The sequence below is a fragment of the Cupriavidus sp. LA-1 genome (assembly GCF_055385985.1).
On record NZ_AP031387.1, the window covers coordinates 662,732 to 679,875 of the forward strand.

The following is a 17,144-nucleotide window of genomic DNA, read 5'->3' on the forward strand; positions in this document are numbered from 1 at the left end:
GGCACCGGCTGCGGCGCTCAGGACGCCGGCGTCGACGGCCGTTTGCGGTGTGTTTGCGCCGGCGCGCTTACCAGGACATCCCATCGGCGGGCAATTTGCTCCAGGGCGAAGCCTTCTGCTTTACGCCGTGCGGCTGCGCCGAGGCGGCCGGCTTCTTCCGGCTGCCTGATCGCGCGCAACAGCGCATCGGCAAGCGCATCCGCGTCGTCCGTCGGCACAACCAGCGCGTCCTGTCCGGGCGTGAGCAGTTCGCGCGGCCCGGTCTCGCAATTGGTCGATACGATTGGCAGGCCAAAGGCCATGGCTTCGATCAGTACCAGCCCGAAGCCCTCGTAGCGCGAGCTCAGGCAGAAGACCGAGGCGCGCGCATAGGCCTGCGTCGCGTCCAGGCAGATCCCGGGCAGGCTGACTTGGTCGCCCAGGCCCAGTTGGTCGACCAGCGCGGTGAGCGCATCGCGTTCCTCGCCTTCGCCGTGGATGACCAGCTCCCATTCCGGGGCCTGCGCCGCGACCTTCCGCCAGGCGCGCAACAGCACATCGAAGCCCTTTGCCGCGACCAGTCGCCCCATGGCCAGAACCTGTGTCCCCACGCGCGGCGCAGGGGCTGCGGGCATCGGGAAGGGCAGCGGATTCGGAATGCAGACGACCTCGCTGCGTGGCTGCAGGGCTTCGATCCAGCGCTTGCGATCCCGCTCAGTCAGGACCACGACCTGGTCGCAATATCGTGCAGCAAGGCGCCGGGCGCCCCTGCGTGCAGCCTTGCCGAGGTCTTCGTCGAAGTGGCAATGCTCCCAGGCGATATGCTGCAGGCCAAGGCCGATGGTCGCGGGCAGTACGAACAGCGCCAGCATGGTGTCGACCTGTACCAGCACGTCGATATTGCGCTCGCGGCAATGGCGGCGAATGCCGGCGACGGTGGCGAGATACGCCCGTTTGAAGGAGGGGCGCTGGTCGAACAACGCCGCATGGTGGATGCCTGGGTGCAGCGGGAAACGGCTGGCTGTATCGAACAAGCACAGGATACTGACGTTGTGGCCGAGTTCAGCCAGCGCATTGGCGACGGTTGCCGTCATTCGCTCAGCGCCGGCCATGACGTTGAGTGTCCCTGTCATAAAGCAGATATTGCGGCGCGTCGTCATGCACTGGCCTCCCGAGCTGCTGTGGCACGACGCCCTTCGCGCAGCCACACTCCGATGCCGAACAGGACAGACAGCAGGTTGGCGACAGCGTAGCCGAGGATCGCACCGTATGCGCCAAATGCCGGTATTGCAATGACATCGATGGTAATGGTGACGGCGAACACCAACCCCCATTTGACCGCAACCAGACGAGGCCGGCGTAGATAGATGGGCAGCAGGGTCAGTGCGACATCAGTAAAGATGAGCATCGATGCCATGGCCGTCAGTTGCAGCAGGCCGGCAGCGGAGGCAAACGCCGAGCCATAGAGCAGGTGAACGATCCAGTGGGCGCTGAGGGCAATCGCCAGCGCGCCCACTGCGCCGACCATCGTCATGCCGGCGGCGATCTTCATAATGTTGCGCCGGGCCTGGACCAGTGAGGGCTGTGCATAGACGTAGATCGGGGCGATGCCGGCGCAGAGGATGGTGGCAACCACCACGTAATTGTCGAGGATCTGCATCGATGCCGCGTAGGCGCCGAACTCGCCAAGCGGTACCAACGGCTTGAGTAGCAGTTGGTCGATACGGCGGGAGCCCATCATCAGCACAAAGCTTATCCAGAAGAGGGCGCCATTGCCGAGCAGCTCCCGGACCAGCATCGTATCCATGGCGACGCGGGCGCGCGGCGCGCGGCGCAGGTAGTAGAGGCCCAGCAGTGCCGATGCCAGGGCGGTTTCAAGCACAATGGCTGCGGCATAGGCGGGGACGCTTTGTACCCCGAGCCAGAAGAGCAGCGCCACGCAGCCGGCCTTGACCGCTAGCGAGGTCAGGCTGAAGAGCGCATTTGGTCGTGTCCGTGTATGTGCCTGCATCCAGGCTGTCACGATGCCGAACGGTTCGCGCAGCAACACGGCCAGGCCGAGGATCATGGACGGCACCCAGAACTCGGGGCCCTGGCGGGAAGCCAGCAGGAAGCCGCCGATCAGCAGATAGGCGAGCACGCCGGCAGCGAAGCGCAAGCCAAAGCCGTGCGTCAGCAGTCGGTGCTGCGCAGTGGGGTCGGGATCGGCGACCAGCCTCGGGACGATGACCTCGCTGCCGCAGACCAGCACGAACGAGGCGGCAATATAGACGACCGCCTGCGCATACTGGAAGTGCGCGAAGCCTTCCAGTCCCATGCCGCGCGCCAGCATGGCCACGATGCCGATTCCGCCTGCTACCTGGAGGCCGCGCTCGACCAGCATCCAGGCAAGATTCCCCACAACCTTGCGTCTTGTCACGCCGGCCTCGCACGGCAGCCATCCGCCATCGCGCGCCTCATGCCGGGGATGGAGGGGACGGTCGGTGTAGGGTTGACGGCGGCCGAAGCTCTGGCGATCGGAAGGGCGGGCACCATAGGGGTGTGAATGATTTTCGATCGCCACTTTCTCACAAATAGGTGTGGTTGCCAAAGCGGGCGGCAGGATTGGCGTCGGCGGGGGTGCTTGGCCGGATGGAGCGTAGTCGACATTCCGGGTATCTTGTCCGCCGGCAGGGCTGAACTTGTGCCCTCGCGGCCGCCTCTAATCAGCCCGGAACCGTGCATGCATGGCAACGGACTGTGACGCATGCCCTATTACAGGAGCCAGAACCTTATGCTGACCTTTGCTCGTGATACCTGCGGCCGACGCTTTGCGTGCAGCGCCTTAGTGGCATTGCTGGCCGGCGTGCTCGGCGCCTGCACCACCGCGTCGGTACCGGACCTCCCCTCCGCCGGCACCAACCTCAACCAGACCCAACCCTCCGGCCCCAGCCGCTGGGAACTGCTTCGCTGGCAACAGCCCGACGGTTCCCTGCGCGAGATCCCGCACGGCGACAACGGCCAGCCCATCAATTTCGAGTTCAACGAGGGCATCGATGCCGCTCAGGGCACGGTCAGCGGCACCAGTGGCTGCAACCGCTTTACCGGGAGCTATGGCAAGACCGATACCGGCATCCGTTTCGACAACATCGCCGGCACGCGTATGGCATGCCCGACACCGCGCATGGAACTGGAGTCGACCCTGCTCAAGGCAATGCAGACGCCGTTCGCCACTGTCGGCACGCAGCCGTCGGCGGGCAGTACGGGGCGGCAGATCATTTGGAAGACCGCGGGCGGCGATCTGCTGCAGTTTGTCGAGCGTGAGGGCGTGGGCAAGCGCGGCGCGAGCGTGGGTGCCGGCGGCGTCGAGAAGATCGTGTATATCGATTCGCAGCGCGTGGAGTGCCCGGGCATGGGCAAGATGACGTGCTATCGCTGGCGTGAATCGCCGCAGGTGTCGTGGCAGCTCTGGTATGGCCCGATCGAAGGGCTGGACTTCGAGCCGGGCGTGACCTACAAGCTGCGTGTGCGTGAGTACCAGGTGCCGAATCCGCCGGCGGATGCGTCGTCGATCCGCTGGCAGTTGCTGAACGTGGAGTCGCGCACGCGGGCGAAGTAAGGCGCGACGCTACATATGCCAACGGGCCGCAGTTTGCGGCCCGGTTTGCTTTGCGGCGTTCTCTGGCGGATCAGGTGCGCGGTGTGGCGGCGGGAGTGGCTTCGCGCCGCGTGCCGCGGCGATCGACCGCGGCACGCGGGATTGCTGCGGGCGTTTTGGCGCCGGCCTGGGCGGGCGCGGGCAGCTTGTACAGTGCGCCCGGCGACGAGGTCAGCAGGGTGTTGATCTGCACCACGTCGTCTTCCTGCAGGCCGCCGGTTGAGGCCTTCAGCCGCAGCCCGTTCATGATGGTGTCGTAGCGCGCCTTGGCCAGGTTGGCGCGAGTCTGGAAGAGCTGGGCTTCGGCGTTCAGCACATCGATATTGATGCGCACGCCCACCTCGTAGCCAAGCTGGTTCGACTCGACCGCGCTCTGGGCTGAATGCTCCGCTGCCTCGAGTGCTTTCACCTGTGCGATCCCGTTGGAAACGCCCGAGTAGCTCTGGCGCGCACTCTGCGCGGCAGTGCGGCGCGCAAATTCGAGGTCGCTGGCGGCCTTGTCGGCTAACGCAAGCGTCTCGCGTACGCGCGACTGGATCTGGCCGCCGGAATAGATCGGCAGCGTCAGTTGCACGCCGATCTGGGCGTTGTTGTTGCGGCTGGCGATGTTGACCTGCTGGGTGGCCGTCCCGGTTGAATTGGTGAAGCCGTACGAAGCCACCAGGTCTACCGAAGGCAAGTGGCCAGACTTGGCCTTGTTGGCTTCGCGCTGGGCCGTTTCCAGGTTGTAGCCGGCCAGGCCGACTTGTGGATTGGTGGCCTCTGCCTGTGCCGCCCACGAATTCACGTCCGCGGGCTGCGGGCCGGGAATGGCAGCCTCGGGCCGCAGGCCAAGCAGTTCGTCGACAGGCTTGCCGGTGATCTGCTGCAGGTTCGCGCGCGCGACTTCCAGCGCGCTCTGTGCGGCGATCTCAGTTGAGGTCGCCAGGTCGTAGCGTGCCTGCGCGTCGTTGGTATCGGTGATGGTTGCCGTTCCCACCTCGAAATTGCGCTTGGCCTGCGCCAGTTGTTCGGCGATGGCCTTCTTCTGCGCGCCGGCGAGGTACAGGTTGTCCTGCGCGGTGAGGACGTCGAAGTAGGCTTGCGATGAACGCGTGATCAGGTCGAGCTCGGCCTGGCGGAACGAGACTTCGCCGGCCAGCGCGGCCAGTTCGCCCTGCTTGTAGGTTTCCCAGCGATCCCAGCGGAACAGTGGCTGGGTCAGTTGCAGCGCCCAGTTGTTGTTGTTGAAGAACCGGTTGGCGACGATCGGCGCGCTCTGGTCGACGTTTGTGCGCGTTGCACCGACCGAGCCGGTGATCTGCGGCAGCAGCCCGGCGCGGCCCTGGGGCAGCTTCTCGCGCGTGGCCAGCAGCTGCGCGCGCGCGCTGGCAAACTGCGCGTCATTGGCTTGCGCATCGCGGTAGACCTGCAGCAGGTCGGCCGCGCTTGCCGGTGCCGCGGGCATCACAGCCAACAGCGGGGCAAGCAGGGAAACCGCGATCGCCAGGCGCGTCCGGATCACTCCGGGCAGGGCGGTGGGCGCAAACGTCATGAAAGCTCCAGGTTGCCGGCGCGGGGCGCGGCCTACAGTCGTTTCTTCTTGGTGTTACTGAGCTGGATTGCTGCGTCAGTACTTCGGCATGGCCGGGTCGACGTCGCTGGCCCAGGCGTGCACGCCGCCGGTCAGGTTGTAGACCCTGGCGTAACCCTGGCGCTCCAGGTAGGCCGCCACCTGCATGCTGCGTGCGCCGTGATGGCAGATGCAGACGATGTCGGCGTCTTCGTCCAGTTCGGCCGCGCGCGCGGGGATGTCGCGCATCGGGATGTGGGTGATGCCGGGCATGGCGCAGGTCTGCACCTCCCAGCCTTCACGTACGTCGAGCAGAACCGGCTTGGCGCGGCTGGCGTCGGCCAGCCACTGGGCCAGTTCGGTCGCTTGGATGACCTGCATGGTGACTTCGTCCTCAGAACTGGAATTGCGACGGCCGCGCAGCGCCCTGCAAGGGCTTAACCGCGGTTTCGAACAGGTTGACGACCTGGTATTCGGTCTCGGACACGCGCGTGACCAGGCGCGCCTCCATCACCGGCAGCTCGCCGATGAAGGCGGCGATGCGGCCACCCACCTTGACCTGCGCCAGGATCGATTGCGGAATCGCCGGCAGCGAGCCCGAGATGCAGATCACATCGTAGGGCGCGGCGGCGCTCCAGCCGTCTGCGGCATTGCCCTCGGCCACGTCGACGTTGGTGACGCCGGCGTTGGCCAGGTTGGTGCGGGCCAGCTCGACCAGCTCGGGCACGATGTCCACGCTCAGCACGTGGCGGGTGCGGTGGGCCAGCAGGGCGGCCATGTAGCCGGAGCCGGCGCCGATTTCCAGCACGTTCTCATGCTTGCGCACGGCCAGGTCCTGCAGGATGCGGGCTTCCACGCGCGGCGCCAGCATGTTCTGCCCGGCGGGCAGCGGAATCTCCATGTCGACGAACGCCAGCGAGGCGTACGCGGGCGGGACAAACTGCTCCCGCTTGACCACCGCCAGCAGGTCCAGGATTTCCTGGTCCAGCACGTCCCACGGGCGGATTTGCTGTTCGATCATGTTAAATCGGGCTTTTTCGAGATCCATCTTGCCATTCCTTACCAATGCCAACCGCTGTCGGTCTGTGCGCCGGCCGCGCGGTGACACGGCCGGACAGTCTTATCAAACCTGCTATTTTAACCTTGTGGACGCCGCCAGGCTCATTCCGCGCTGGCCTTTGCCGGGGCCGGCCCTTCCGGGGATGCGGGCGCCGCGTGCTGGCCGGGCGCAGCTTGCTCGCTGGCAGCCTTGCCTTGCCACAGCCGGCGCAGCCAGGCCCCGAAATCGTCAAGATACGTATAGATCACCGGCACCACCACCAGCGTCAGGATCGACGAGGTAATGATCCCGCCGATCACGGTCTGGCCCATCGGCGCGCGCTGCTCGGCGCCTTCGCCCAGGCTGAAGGCCAGCGGCACCATGCCGAAGATCATCGCCAGCGTGGTCATCAGGATCGGGCGCAGCCGCACGCGCGCGGCTTCGATCAGTGCCGCTTCCCGGGACAGTGGAGCCTTGCCGTCGGCGCCGTCCACATGCCCGTGCCGGGCCTGGTTGGCAAAGTCCACCAGCAGGATGGCGTTCTTGGTCACCAGCCCCATCAGCATGATGAAACCGATGATCGAGAACATGTTCAGCGTCGAGCGGAACAGCAGCAGCGCCGCAAACACGCCAATCAGCGTCAGCGGCAATGAGGTCATGATCGCGACCGGCTGAAAGAAGCTGGCGAACTGCGAGGCCAGGATCATGTAGATGAAGATCACCGCCAGCGCCAGTGCCGACACCGCATAGCCGAAGGATTCGTTCATCGACTTGGTCGAGCCGCCGAAGCGGTACTTGTAGCCGGCAGGCCAGTTCACGCCGTCCAGCGCGGCCTTGACGTCGCGCGCCACTTCGCCCGCCGAGCGCCCGGCCACGTTGGCGGTCAGCTCGACCTCCCGGTTCAGGTCGCGCCGGCTGATCTGGTTGGCGCCCGTGGTGGGTACCAGCTCGGCGATCTGGCGCAGCGGCACCATCTTCGGCGAGCCGTCGGCATTGGTCTGGCTGCTGGCGATCATCAGCGCGCTCAGGTCGGCCATGCCGGTACGCGCGTCCTTGGGCAGGCGCACGCGCACGTCGTAGCTCTGGTCGTCTGGGGCGCGCCATGAGCTGATGGCGTCGCCGGCCAGCAGCGGGCGCAGGGCATTGCCGATCTGCGCGACGCCCACGCCCAGGTCCGAGGCCAGTTCGCGCCGGATGCGCACCTCGATGGTGGGGCGGTCGTCCTTCATGCTCGAATCCAGGTCGGTCAGGCCACGGATCGCCGTCATGCGTGCGCTGGCTTCCCTGGACAGGCGCCGCAGTTCGTCCAGGTCGTCGCCCTGGATCGATACCTGGATCGCCTTCTGGCCGCCGGCACCGTCAGGCATGCCCACCATCGTCAGCGTGATGCCGGCGATGCCCGCCAGGCGCTGGCGGATCAGCGGGTTGAGCTGCGCGGTAGACAACTGGCGCGAGCGCCGCTCGGTGAGGCGTACCGACACCAGCGCATTGTTGCGGCCCGAGGCATTGCCCGAGTTGATGGTGGCGTAGGTGTAGGCCACTTCCGGGAAAGATTTCAGCGCGGCTTCCACCTGCCGCACCTTGGCTTCGGTGACGTCGATGGAGGTGCCGACCGGCGTGGTGAAGCCCACCTGGGTCTCGCCCAGGTCGGCATTGGGCACGAACTCCGTGCCGATCAGCGGCACCAGCGCAAAGCTGCCGAAGAACGTCACCGCGGCGATGATGGCGGTGGCCAGCCGGTGCCTCAGCGCCCAGCCCAGCATGCTGGCATAGCCGTTGCCAAGCTTGTCCATTTTTGCCGAGAACCAGTCCAGCAGCCGCCCCACGGTGCGCCCGTACCAGCTTTTCTTGTTGCCGGTGCCGTGCAGGTCCGGGTCATGCCAGACCGACGACAGCATCGGGTCCAGCGTGAACGAGACGAACATCGAGATCAGCACCGCCGCCACCACGGTGATGCCGAACTGGTGGAAGAAGCGCCCAATGATGCCGCCCATGAAGCCCACCGGCAGAAATACGGCCACGATCGAGAAGGTGGTGGCCAGCACCGCCAGCCCGATCTCGTTGGTGCCGTCCAGCGCCGCGGTGTGGTGGTCCTTGCCCATCAGGTTGTGGCGCACGATGTTCTCGCGCACCACGATGGCATCGTCGATCAGCAGGCCCACGCACAGCGACAGCGCCATCAGCGTGATCACGTTGAGCGTGAAGCCGCACATATACATCACGCCGAAGGTGCCGATCAACGCGATCGGCAGCGTCAGCCCGGTGATCACGGTGCTGCGCCAGGAGCCCAGGAACAGGAACACGATCGCCACCGTCAGGAAGGCGCCTTCGAGCAGCGTCGATCGCACTTCCTTGACGCTGCTGCGGATGCCGCGCGCGGTGTCGTTGACCACGTTCAGCTGCACCCCGGCCGGCACCAGCTTGCGCGTTTCCTCGGCCATGCGCACCAGGCCGTCGACGGTATCAACGGTGTTCTGGCCCTGCGCCTTCACCACCGACAGGAACAGGGCGCGCTTGCCGTCCAGCAGCGCCAGGCTTTCCTGTTCTTCCTGGCCATCGCGCACGTCGGCGATCTCGCCCAGTGTGACCGGCTGGCCGGCCCGGCGTGCCACGATGATCTGGCGGAATGCGTCAGGCGTCGGCACGCGGCCCTTGATCTGCACCACCGTTTCCGTTGCCGAGGAACGCAGCTCGCCCGCGGGCAGTTCCTGGTTCTCGTTGCGGATGGCATTCATCACCTGGTCCACGCCGATACCCAGCGCTTCCAGTTGCGCGGGGCGGATGCGGATCTCGACCTCGCGCTTGGTGCCGCCGACGATATTGATGGCGCCTACGCCGCGCACCGTCTCCAGCCGCTTGCGCACGATCTGGTCGGCGATGGTGGTCAGCTCGCGCTGGCTGCGGTTGGCGCCGGGCGCGTTGGAGACTGACAGATAGAAGATCGGCGCGTCGGAGGGGTCATAGCGCAGCACGCGCGGTTCCTTCACCTCGTCGCGGAACTGCGGGCGGATCAGCGCGATCTTGTCGCGCACGTCCTGCGCGGCCTGGCCGACATCGACGCTCAGGTCGAACTTGATGACGACGACCGAAGTGCCCTGGTAGGAGTGCGAGAAGATCTCGTCGATGCCGGAGATGGTGTTGACGATCTCCTCGACCTTGCGCGTGACGTCGGACTCCACCGACTCCGGCGCGGCGCCCGGATACTCGGTCTGAACCACCACCACCGGGAAGGTGATGTCGGGGAACTGGTCGACCGGCAGCCGCTGGTAAGAGAACAGCCCCACCACGATGAAGGCCATCATCATCATGGTGGCCAGCACCGGGTTGCGGATCGACAGGCGGGTGAACCACATGGCGGGTCCTTTACGCCTTGACGCGCTTGACCTGGCTGCCGCTGCGCAGCGTGCCAAGGTTGTTGCGGACGATCTCGGTGCCGGCGTCCAGCCCGGAGATGATTTCCACCATACCGCTGGCTTCGTCGCGGATGCCGAGCTGCACCGGGCGTTCAGTCAGTGTGTCCTTGTCGATGGCATAAACGAAGGCGCGCTCGCCCTCCGTGCGCACCGCCGAGGACGGCACCGCCACCACGCCGGCGCGCTCGCCCAGCACCAGCGCGCCGCGCGCGAACATGCCAGCGCGCAGCTTCTGGTCGGCATTCTCGACGCGGATATAGACCATGATGCTGCGCGTGCCCTGGCTGACGGCCGGGTTGATGCGCACCAGCTTGCCGGTAAAGCGGCCGGCGCCTTCGACGTCCAGCGCCACCGGCTGGCCCACCGCGGCGCGCGCCACGTCCGCCATCGGGATCGGCGCTTCCAGCTCAAGCACGCGCAGGTCGACCACGTCGACCAGGCGCGTATCCGGCGAGACTTTCTCGCCCGGCTGCACCGCGCGCGCGGCCACCATGCCATCGAGCGGCGCCTTGACCACGGTGTCGGCCAGCGCCTTCTGCGCCACCGCCAGCCCGCCCTGGGCGGCGTCGAGGTTGGCGCGGGCAACATCCAGGTCGGCCTGGTACTTGTCGAACGCGGTCTTGGAGATAAAGCCCTTGCCGACCAGCTCGCGGTTGCGCTCCCAGGTCTGGCGCGAGTTCTCGAACTGCCCGCGCGTGGCCAGCATCTGCCCGCGCGCCTGCGCCACCTTGGCCTCGTACTCGGTCGGGTCGATACGCACGATCACCTGCCCGGCGCGCACCGGCTCGCCTTCGCGCACCAGCACTTCCTTGACCTCGCCCGAGACCTTGGCCTTGACCGAGGCCTGGTTCAGCGCACGCAGTCCGCCCGACAGCGGCAGCGAGACCTGCAGGTCCTGGCGCGCCACGCTGAGCAGGTCGGTTTGCAGGAATTCCATCACGTTGGCCGCCTGGGCCGGCGCCTGTGACTGGCGCGCGCTGCCGGCCTTGCGCACGGCGGCCGTGGCGGTCAGCGCGATGGCGATGCAGGCGGCGGTGATGAGCAGGGTCTTTCGCTTCATGTTCAGGTGCCGGGTCGCGGCGCAGGGGAATCGGGCTCGGTATCGGCGTCCATGGCGGCGGCGCGTTGCGCCAGCATGTCGTCGCGGATGCGCTCCCAGATATAAGGGCCGGTCTGCGGCGGCAGCGGGCGATTGCGCGCGTCGCCAGTGGTGAGCCCGAACAGCAGCGTGTCCAGTAGACCGTCCAGGAACGCCTCGGGGTCGATGTCCTTCTCGGCGGTGGCACGCAATGCGCGCTGCCACAGCATCAGGAACAGAAGCGGCGCACAGATCAGCGTGGTGGTCGGATTGGCTGGCATCGCGCGGAATTCACCACGGGCCACGCCGCGGGCCAGCACCTTGGCGAACAACTCATCGCCCGGGACTATCACTTCCTCGTTATAAAAGCGGGCGATGTCCGGGAAATTGGCCGACTCCGCCATGATCAGCTTGGTCAGCCCCGCCACCGGCGTGGCGCCGATCAGGCCCCACCAGCCGCGCAGCAGTTCGCGCAGCAGCTCGGGCGTGCTGCCGGTGTAGGCGTCAACGAGGTTGGAGCCGCGCGCCACTGCCGGCACCAGGTTCTCGCGCACTACCGACTTGAACAGCTCTTCCTTGTTGGCGAAGTACAGATAGACCGTGCCCTTGGACACGCCGGCGGCAGCCGCCACGTCTTCCAGGCGCGTGGCGGCGTAGCCGCGCTCCACGAAGAGGTCGAGCGCGGCGGCCACCAGCTCCTGCGGGCGGGCGGCCTTGCGCCGGCTCCAGCGCGGGGCGTTGGCGTCCTTGTGCGAATCGGCGGGCGTTTTCACGGATGTCTTGCGGGTACTGCGGGGCACGGAGGCTGGCCTGGAAGTTAATAACTTGTGGGTCAGTAATGTAGATGAGGCCTATTAGGGGGTCAAGCGCAGGCCGGCGACCCTCGGGAACACACCGAGGCCGCAATGAGGCTAAACATGCGACATGTGCTTTTTTGCTCTCATTTATCCGGTCGTGCCCGGGTCGCGGCTTACGGCGCTTTCCTTTTCTTACAGGACGGCACCGGCCCTTCGGGCACAATGGCCCCTTTGTGTGGGCCGCCCCTGGTGGCTGCCGATCCTGAACCATTGCCATGAGTTGCCGGTCAGACCTTTCCTGCCGCGCGGGCTGCGGTGCCTGCTGCATCGCCCCGTCGATCGCCTCGCCGCTGCCCGGCATGCCTGGCGGCAAGCCGGCGGGAGAGCCGTGCGCGCAGCTGCTGCCGGACATGCGCTGCGCGGTGTTCGGCAGGCCCGACCGTCCCGCGTTCTGCGGCGGCCTGAAGCCGTCGGCCGACATGTGCGGCGATTCGCGCGAAGCGGCGCTGCACTGGCTGACCCGGCTGGAAATCCTGACCGCGCCGCAGGCCGCGCCCGAGCGGCCCGGTCCGCGCGCCTGACGCCTGTGACAGGCGACCCATATATCCCGCAATCGGAGGCACTATGAACCGGACTTCCCGACGGCGCTGGCTTGCCGCGGCTGGCGCGGCCACGCTGGCCGTGGGCCTGGCCGCCTGTGGCGCCTGGCGCAACGAGTACACCTTCTCGCAAAGCCAGTTGCAGGCGGCGCTTGAGCGCAAGTTCCCGTTCAACAAGCGCTATATGGAGCTGTTCGACATCCAGCTGGCCAACCCGCGGCTGACGCTGGACCCGACGCGCAACCGCGTCAACGTGCAGTTCGATGCCACCATCGACAACAAGCTGTTCTTCAGCCGGGCCCTGACCGGCCGCTTTGCGCTGGACAGCGGCCTGCGCTATGACGAGCCCTCGCGCTCGGTGGTGCTGCAGGACCCTGAGGTGCAGCGCTTCGATGTGCAGGGCATGCCCGCGCAGTTCTCGCGCCAGCTCAACGCGCTCGGCGGCATCCTCGCCGAGCAGTTGCTGCAGGGCTATCCGCTCTATACCTTCCGTGAAGACCAGCTGCGGGTTGCCGGCATGCAGGTGGAGCCCGGTACAATCACGGTTTTGTCTGACGGCATCAACGTCAAGATCAATCGGCCCTGAACCGGCCCTACGTCAACGCATCTCCCTTCCGCATGGAAATCGCACTTGCCCTGAAAGCCGTGATACTCGGCATCGTCGAAGGACTGACCGAGTTCCTCCCCATCTCCAGCACCGGCCACCTTATCCTGGCCGGCCAGCTGCTCGACTTCAACGACGAGAAGGGCAAGATCTTCGAGATCGTAATCCAGTTCGGCGCGATCCTGGCGGTCTGCTGGGAATTCCGCGCTCGCATCGGCAAGGTGGTGCGCGGCCTGGGCTCCGATGCGCTGGCGCAACGCTTTGCAGTCAACGTCATAGTCGCCTCGGTGCCGGCCGTCGTGCTGGCGCTGATCTTCGGCAAATGGATCAAGGCCCACCTGTTCAACCCGATCACTGTGGCAATGGCCTTTATTGTCGGCGGCGTGGTGATCCTGATGGCCGAATGGCGCGATGCGCGCCGCGGCACGGTCTCCCATCCGCGGGGCAATGCGCTGCTGGAGGCCGCCAAGGCCGGCGCGCCGCGCATTGAATCGGTCGACGACCTGAACTGGCACGACGCCCTCAAGGTCGGCCTGGCGCAGTGCTTCGCGCTGGTGCCGGGCACCTCGCGCTCCGGCGCCACCATCATCGGCGGCATGCTGTTCGGGTTGTCGCGGCAGGTGGCCACTGAGTTTTCGTTCTTCCTGGCGATCCCGGTGATCTTTGGCGCGACCGTCTATGAACTGTACAAGGCGCGCGCGCTGCTGAGCGCCGATGATCTCGGCATCTTCGCGGTGGGCTTTGTCTTTGCCTTCCTGTCCGCCTTCCTGTGCGTGCGCTGGCTGCTGCGTTTCATTGCCACGCATGACTTCAAGCCGTTTGCCTGGTACCGCATCGCCTTCGGCATCGTGGTGCTGGTGACCGCGTACTCCGGCCTGGTGTCCTGGCACGCCTGATCGAGTTTGCCCAAGGCAACAAAAAAGCGTGGCACCTGCCACGCTTTTTTGTTTGTCCGCCGCCAGCGCTCAGGCGCGCTTGCGGAACACCACGTCCCACACGCCGTGCCCGAGCCGCACGCCGCGCCGCTCGAACTTGGTCACGGGCCGGTAATCCGGCCGCTCGGAAAAGCCGCCCGGGGCGGTCGACGTGTTCTCCAGCAGCGGCTCCCCCGACAGCACTTCCACCATCTGGTGCGCGTACTCTTCCCAGTCGGTCGCGCAGTGGATATAGCCGCCCGGCTTCAGGCGCGAGGCCAGCACCTTCACCAGTGGCGGCTGCACCAGCCGGCGTTTGTTGTGGCGCTTCTTGTGCCAGGGGTCGGGAAAGTAGATATGCACGCCGTCCAGGCAGTCATCGGTCAGCATATGGGCGATCACTTCCACCGCATCGTGCTGGAGGATCCGCACATTGGCCAGGCCGCGCTCGTCGATCAGCTTGAGCAGCGCGCCCACGCCGGGCTCATGCACTTCGCAGCCCAGGAAGTTGTCCTGCGGGCGCAGGCCGGCGATATGCGCGGTGGTCTCGCCCATGCCAAAGCCGATCTCCAGGATCGACGGCGCCTGGCGGCCAAACGTCGCTTCCCAGTCCAGCGGCTGCGGCGCGTACGGCACCATCATGCGCGGCCCGACTTCGTCGATGGCGCGCTGCTGCCCGGTCGAAGTCCGTCCCGCGCGGCGCACGAACGAACGGATCCGGCGCGGATGCGCAACGCCTTCGGGATCGGCAGGGGAGGGAGCGGACGCTGGTGCGGCGGCGCTGTCTACCGGCGCGGCGTCGTCGGCCGGCGTCGGTTCGGTGCTGGGGTCTTGGGGAAGCATGGCAACAAAAAAAGCCGCCGGGCAAATCACCGTTACGGTGGCAAAGGCGGCTTGTCTCGACTGGAAGTGGAGCGGGCGATGGGAATTTAACAGATCCACATCACAGCGCGCGATGTTGTGATTCGGAGCCGAAGCGCTCACTCGGGTTCGGATGGAGCGCTTCGCTAACGTTGGACGTGATTCTACCTCACTGGCGACAGGGTACCACTGCCTTGCCCGGATGAACTCGCCGCGCCCTTGCGTTTGTCCATGTAGACGATGAAGGTGGCAATGCTAATTGCATAGAACGGGAAAGCCTCCCACCAGAGAAAGACCACGTCCGTTAAGCCGAGGATAAATATGCCAGTGACTAGCGAAAGGCCCATACAAGCTACGCTCCGAACTTCCCTATCAGGGTGCCTGAGGTCGCGAACAAAATAATGGGCTGGCACCAGATATAACGCCAGCAGTGCCGCGAGCCCGAACAAGCCCAGCTTTGCGGCATTGAACAGGAATTCATTGTGCGAATGCGCATAAGTGGATGTGCTTGGAGAGATGATCTTGCGCTCTGCAAGATCCTTGAGGGCATCTCCATATCCGTCGACCCCTACGCCAAAAACCGGATGCTCTTTGAAAATCACTATAGAGCCTTGCCATATCTGAAAGCGTATGCCGAGCGAGGTGTCGACATTCGTCCGATCGACAAATTGCTGGAAATCTGTTTGGGCCTGATGTATGCGTTCCTTTACTAGTTTGGCATGACCGACGCCTACGAGAAGTACAAGCGTAGCGACTGACAGCAGAGCCAGCTTTCGTCCGACTCGCATGTTCTTGTTCGCCACCAAGGCGATCCCGAAAAAGATGGGGATCGTAATCCAGGCGCCCCGCGATTGCGAAAGGTAGCTTCCATACAAGATGGCAACTGCCGCTAGCAGCTTCAGCAGGATCAATAATTTCTCTCGCTGCGAATTCCAGGAAATTGTGAACAGGGCGAAAACCCCGAGCAACAGCCCCATTTCAATGAAAATTGTGATGGGGATGAAGTCAGTCAGATATCTGTTCTCGCCGCCATTCGTAAGTCGGTAGATCTTGATGGCGGCGAGGAAAGTCCCTGCGATGAATGCCCATTGCAGCTTTCGCAGATGCGTGAGGGGTACCAACGAAATCGCCCAGAATGCCAGAGCAAACAGCGCAAGCCGCGATGGGCCATCGATATTTCTACCGGAGAACTGGCCCCTGGAAAGTTCATTGGCGATGACGGCGAGCATTGGCGCGACCATGGCCAAAGCCAACGGCCAATATCGGCGCATGAGCCCGTCCAGCAATACGCTGTTGGATTTCCACTGGAATATTAATGCGGCAAGACCAAAAGCGATTATGATGCCATAAATAACACCTGCCGCTCGATCAGTAAACAGCGCCAGAACATAAAAAGAGGCCAGTGCTGTTGCGATAAGCCATTGAAAATAGCGCAAGATTTATCCTATTCTTCCTGAAATCAAAGCTAAAACATGAAAAGCACTTGAGGTCAAAGTCCTGTCGACCCCCGTTTTGGGCTGCGGGGATCAGTCGTGACGCATCAACTGCTTTGTTAAGCCCTACAGTCAAGCTTATCGGAGGCTCTGTCTCAGCCTCGATTCCAAGTACCGGCAATGCCAGTAAACTCCCTCCAGGATGCGGTTCTGGAGGATGAGAAATTTTGAGAATAATTTCAACTCTCTTGTGGTTTTCGGCCCGTCAAGCGGAATCTCTGCCCATGGCGACCGAGACTGGATGTCCGTAAACAATTGCTTTATGTCATGCAGGCACCAGGTGTGCCATGGTTTGACCGGCCCGGTGAAGTGCATCAGAACAAATGCCTGAGGTACATTCAGCTTGGTTTCGCCTTTGCTGAGATAATCGACGAGATGATAACGATAGTTCCATTTTTCATTGATATACTCCACGTGCCCATCGAGCGCGATATTGAGCGCATCCTGGTCGGCAAAACGCAGATTTTGTGTCGTAAGACTCTTCAGCGCTGACTTTTGTGTGCCTGCGGCAATCCAGTTCTGAACATTTATATACATCACGCCAGCGTTAAAATAGTGTCCGTGCTTTAGACCTAGCGCCGGGATCTGAGTTCGAGCCGTAGTGTCTTTTTCATCGGCGACGGCCGCGGCTATGTGATCCGAAATATCAATCGCGAGCAGTTCGGAGAGGTTGCCGAAGCAAAGCAGGTCAGCATCCAGGTACAAGACCTTGTCGGTGATGCCATTTAGATTATCCGGGATTAGCAGCCGAATAAAGGTGCCGAGTGAATGATGGCCAAAACAGGGAAACTGCTTGAACTCCTGCAGCACATCGGTATCGAGTAAATGCAGTTGAACGGTAATGTTGTGCCGCTCCTGCAGTTGCTGCAGCTTTTGCCTGATATCGGGGGTAATCGTGAACGCGAAAACATGAAAGACAAAGCACATCCCGGGATTATTTTCCACGATGGATGTGATGGTGACGCCCATGCCGCGATAATAACCAGCGTCAACGCCAAAGGCGACATGAACGGGGTTTTGATTACTGAGGGGGAGGGAGTCTTTCGGTGTGTTCGGCGGCACTTGGCAACCTCAGATAGTCAACCGGCAGCGTTGGCAGTTCCAGCAGTCTCACGCCAGCGGAGAGGTGTCAGTTTTGGGGGCAAGGCAGAAACGGCCGGAGCGGAGGCGGTGATTCC

General features: G+C 64.2%; 15 protein-coding genes. 4 read left to right on the forward strand and 11 right to left on the reverse strand.

Annotated features, from left to right (window positions below; genetic code table 11):
* Positions 1-17 precede the first annotated feature (17 nt).
* Entirely contained in the window at positions 18-1,139 is a 1,122-nt protein-coding gene (locus tag ACZ5MJ_RS03175; RefSeq protein WP_464222346.1) for a glycosyltransferase family 4 protein, read from the reverse strand.
* Positions 1,136-2,362, reverse strand: coding sequence for a lipopolysaccharide biosynthesis protein (locus ACZ5MJ_RS03180; RefSeq protein WP_464223641.1), 1,227 nt, complete (start codon positions 2,360-2,362; stop codon positions 1,136-1,138). Before ACZ5MJ_RS03180 ends, ACZ5MJ_RS03175 begins: the two co-directional genes overlap by 4 nt.
* Positions 2,363-2,752: 390 nt before the next feature.
* On the opposite strand from ACZ5MJ_RS03180, the gene ACZ5MJ_RS03185 reads away from it, so the two are divergent.
* Positions 2,753-3,577, forward strand: a complete 825-nt coding sequence (locus ACZ5MJ_RS03185) for a DUF4377 domain-containing protein (protein WP_464222349.1) — start codon at positions 2,753-2,755, stop codon at positions 3,575-3,577.
* A gap of 70 nt (positions 3,578-3,647) precedes the next feature.
* On the opposite strand, the gene ACZ5MJ_RS03190 is transcribed toward ACZ5MJ_RS03185, so the two are convergent.
* From ACZ5MJ_RS03190 to ACZ5MJ_RS03215, 6 genes are all read right to left on the reverse strand, one after another.
* Positions 3,648-5,150, reverse strand: coding sequence for a TolC family outer membrane protein (locus tag ACZ5MJ_RS03190; protein WP_464222351.1), 1,503 nt, complete (start codon positions 5,148-5,150; stop codon positions 3,648-3,650).
* 75 nt (positions 5,151-5,225) lie between these two features.
* Positions 5,226-5,549 (reverse strand): rhodanese-like domain-containing protein, encoded by a 324-nt coding sequence (locus tag ACZ5MJ_RS03195; RefSeq protein WP_464222353.1) that lies wholly within the window; start codon positions 5,547-5,549, stop codon positions 5,226-5,228.
* Between the two features lie 13 nt (positions 5,550-5,562).
* Positions 5,563-6,216, reverse strand: a complete 654-nt coding sequence (locus tag ACZ5MJ_RS03200) for a protein-L-isoaspartate O-methyltransferase family protein (protein WP_464222354.1) — start codon at positions 6,214-6,216, stop codon at positions 5,563-5,565.
* 113 nt (positions 6,217-6,329) lie between these two features.
* Positions 6,330-9,560, reverse strand: coding sequence for an efflux RND transporter permease subunit (locus ACZ5MJ_RS03205; RefSeq protein WP_464222356.1), 3,231 nt, complete (start codon positions 9,558-9,560; stop codon positions 6,330-6,332).
* A gap of 10 nt (positions 9,561-9,570) precedes the next feature.
* The gene (locus ACZ5MJ_RS03210; RefSeq protein ID WP_464222358.1) at positions 9,571-10,680 is read right to left on the reverse strand and encodes an efflux RND transporter periplasmic adaptor subunit; all 1,110 of its coding nucleotides are present in this window, start codon (positions 10,678-10,680) and stop codon (positions 9,571-9,573) included.
* A gap of 2 nt (positions 10,681-10,682) precedes the next feature.
* Positions 10,683-11,498, reverse strand: a complete 816-nt coding sequence (locus ACZ5MJ_RS03215) for a TetR/AcrR family transcriptional regulator (RefSeq protein ID WP_464222359.1) — start codon at positions 11,496-11,498, stop codon at positions 10,683-10,685.
* Positions 11,499-11,770: 272 nt separating this feature from the next.
* On the opposite strand from ACZ5MJ_RS03215, the gene ACZ5MJ_RS03220 reads away from it, so the two are divergent.
* From ACZ5MJ_RS03220 to ACZ5MJ_RS03230, 3 genes are read left to right on the forward strand one after another with little or no spacing between them, the layout of a single operon-like run.
* Positions 11,771-12,076, forward strand: coding sequence for a YkgJ family cysteine cluster protein (locus ACZ5MJ_RS03220; protein WP_464222361.1), 306 nt, complete (start codon positions 11,771-11,773; stop codon positions 12,074-12,076).
* Positions 12,077-12,119: 43 nt separating this feature from the next.
* Positions 12,120-12,680, forward strand: a complete 561-nt coding sequence (locus ACZ5MJ_RS03225) for a DUF1439 domain-containing protein (RefSeq protein ID WP_464222363.1) — start codon at positions 12,120-12,122, stop codon at positions 12,678-12,680.
* A 32-nt stretch (positions 12,681-12,712) separates the two neighbouring features.
* Positions 12,713-13,594: an undecaprenyl-diphosphate phosphatase gene (locus tag ACZ5MJ_RS03230; protein ID WP_464222365.1), complete on the forward strand. Its 882-nt coding sequence runs from the start codon at positions 12,713-12,715 to the stop codon at positions 13,592-13,594.
* Positions 13,595-13,663: 69 nt separating this feature from the next.
* On the opposite strand, the gene trmB is transcribed toward ACZ5MJ_RS03230, so the two are convergent.
* From trmB to ACZ5MJ_RS03245, 3 genes are all read right to left on the reverse strand, one after another.
* Positions 13,664-14,455, reverse strand: a complete 792-nt coding sequence (gene trmB, locus ACZ5MJ_RS03235; RefSeq protein ID WP_464222367.1) for a tRNA (guanosine(46)-N7)-methyltransferase TrmB — start codon at positions 14,453-14,455, stop codon at positions 13,664-13,666.
* Between the two features lie 182 nt (positions 14,456-14,637).
* On the reverse strand, positions 14,638-15,909 hold the full coding sequence (locus ACZ5MJ_RS03240) for an O-antigen ligase family protein (RefSeq protein WP_464222370.1): 1,272 nt from the start codon (positions 15,907-15,909) through the stop codon (positions 14,638-14,640).
* Between the two features lie 135 nt (positions 15,910-16,044).
* Positions 16,045-17,028 (reverse strand): glycosyltransferase family 8 protein, encoded by a 984-nt coding sequence (locus ACZ5MJ_RS03245; RefSeq protein ID WP_464222371.1) that lies wholly within the window; start codon positions 17,026-17,028, stop codon positions 16,045-16,047.
* Positions 17,029-17,144 lie beyond the last annotated feature (116 nt).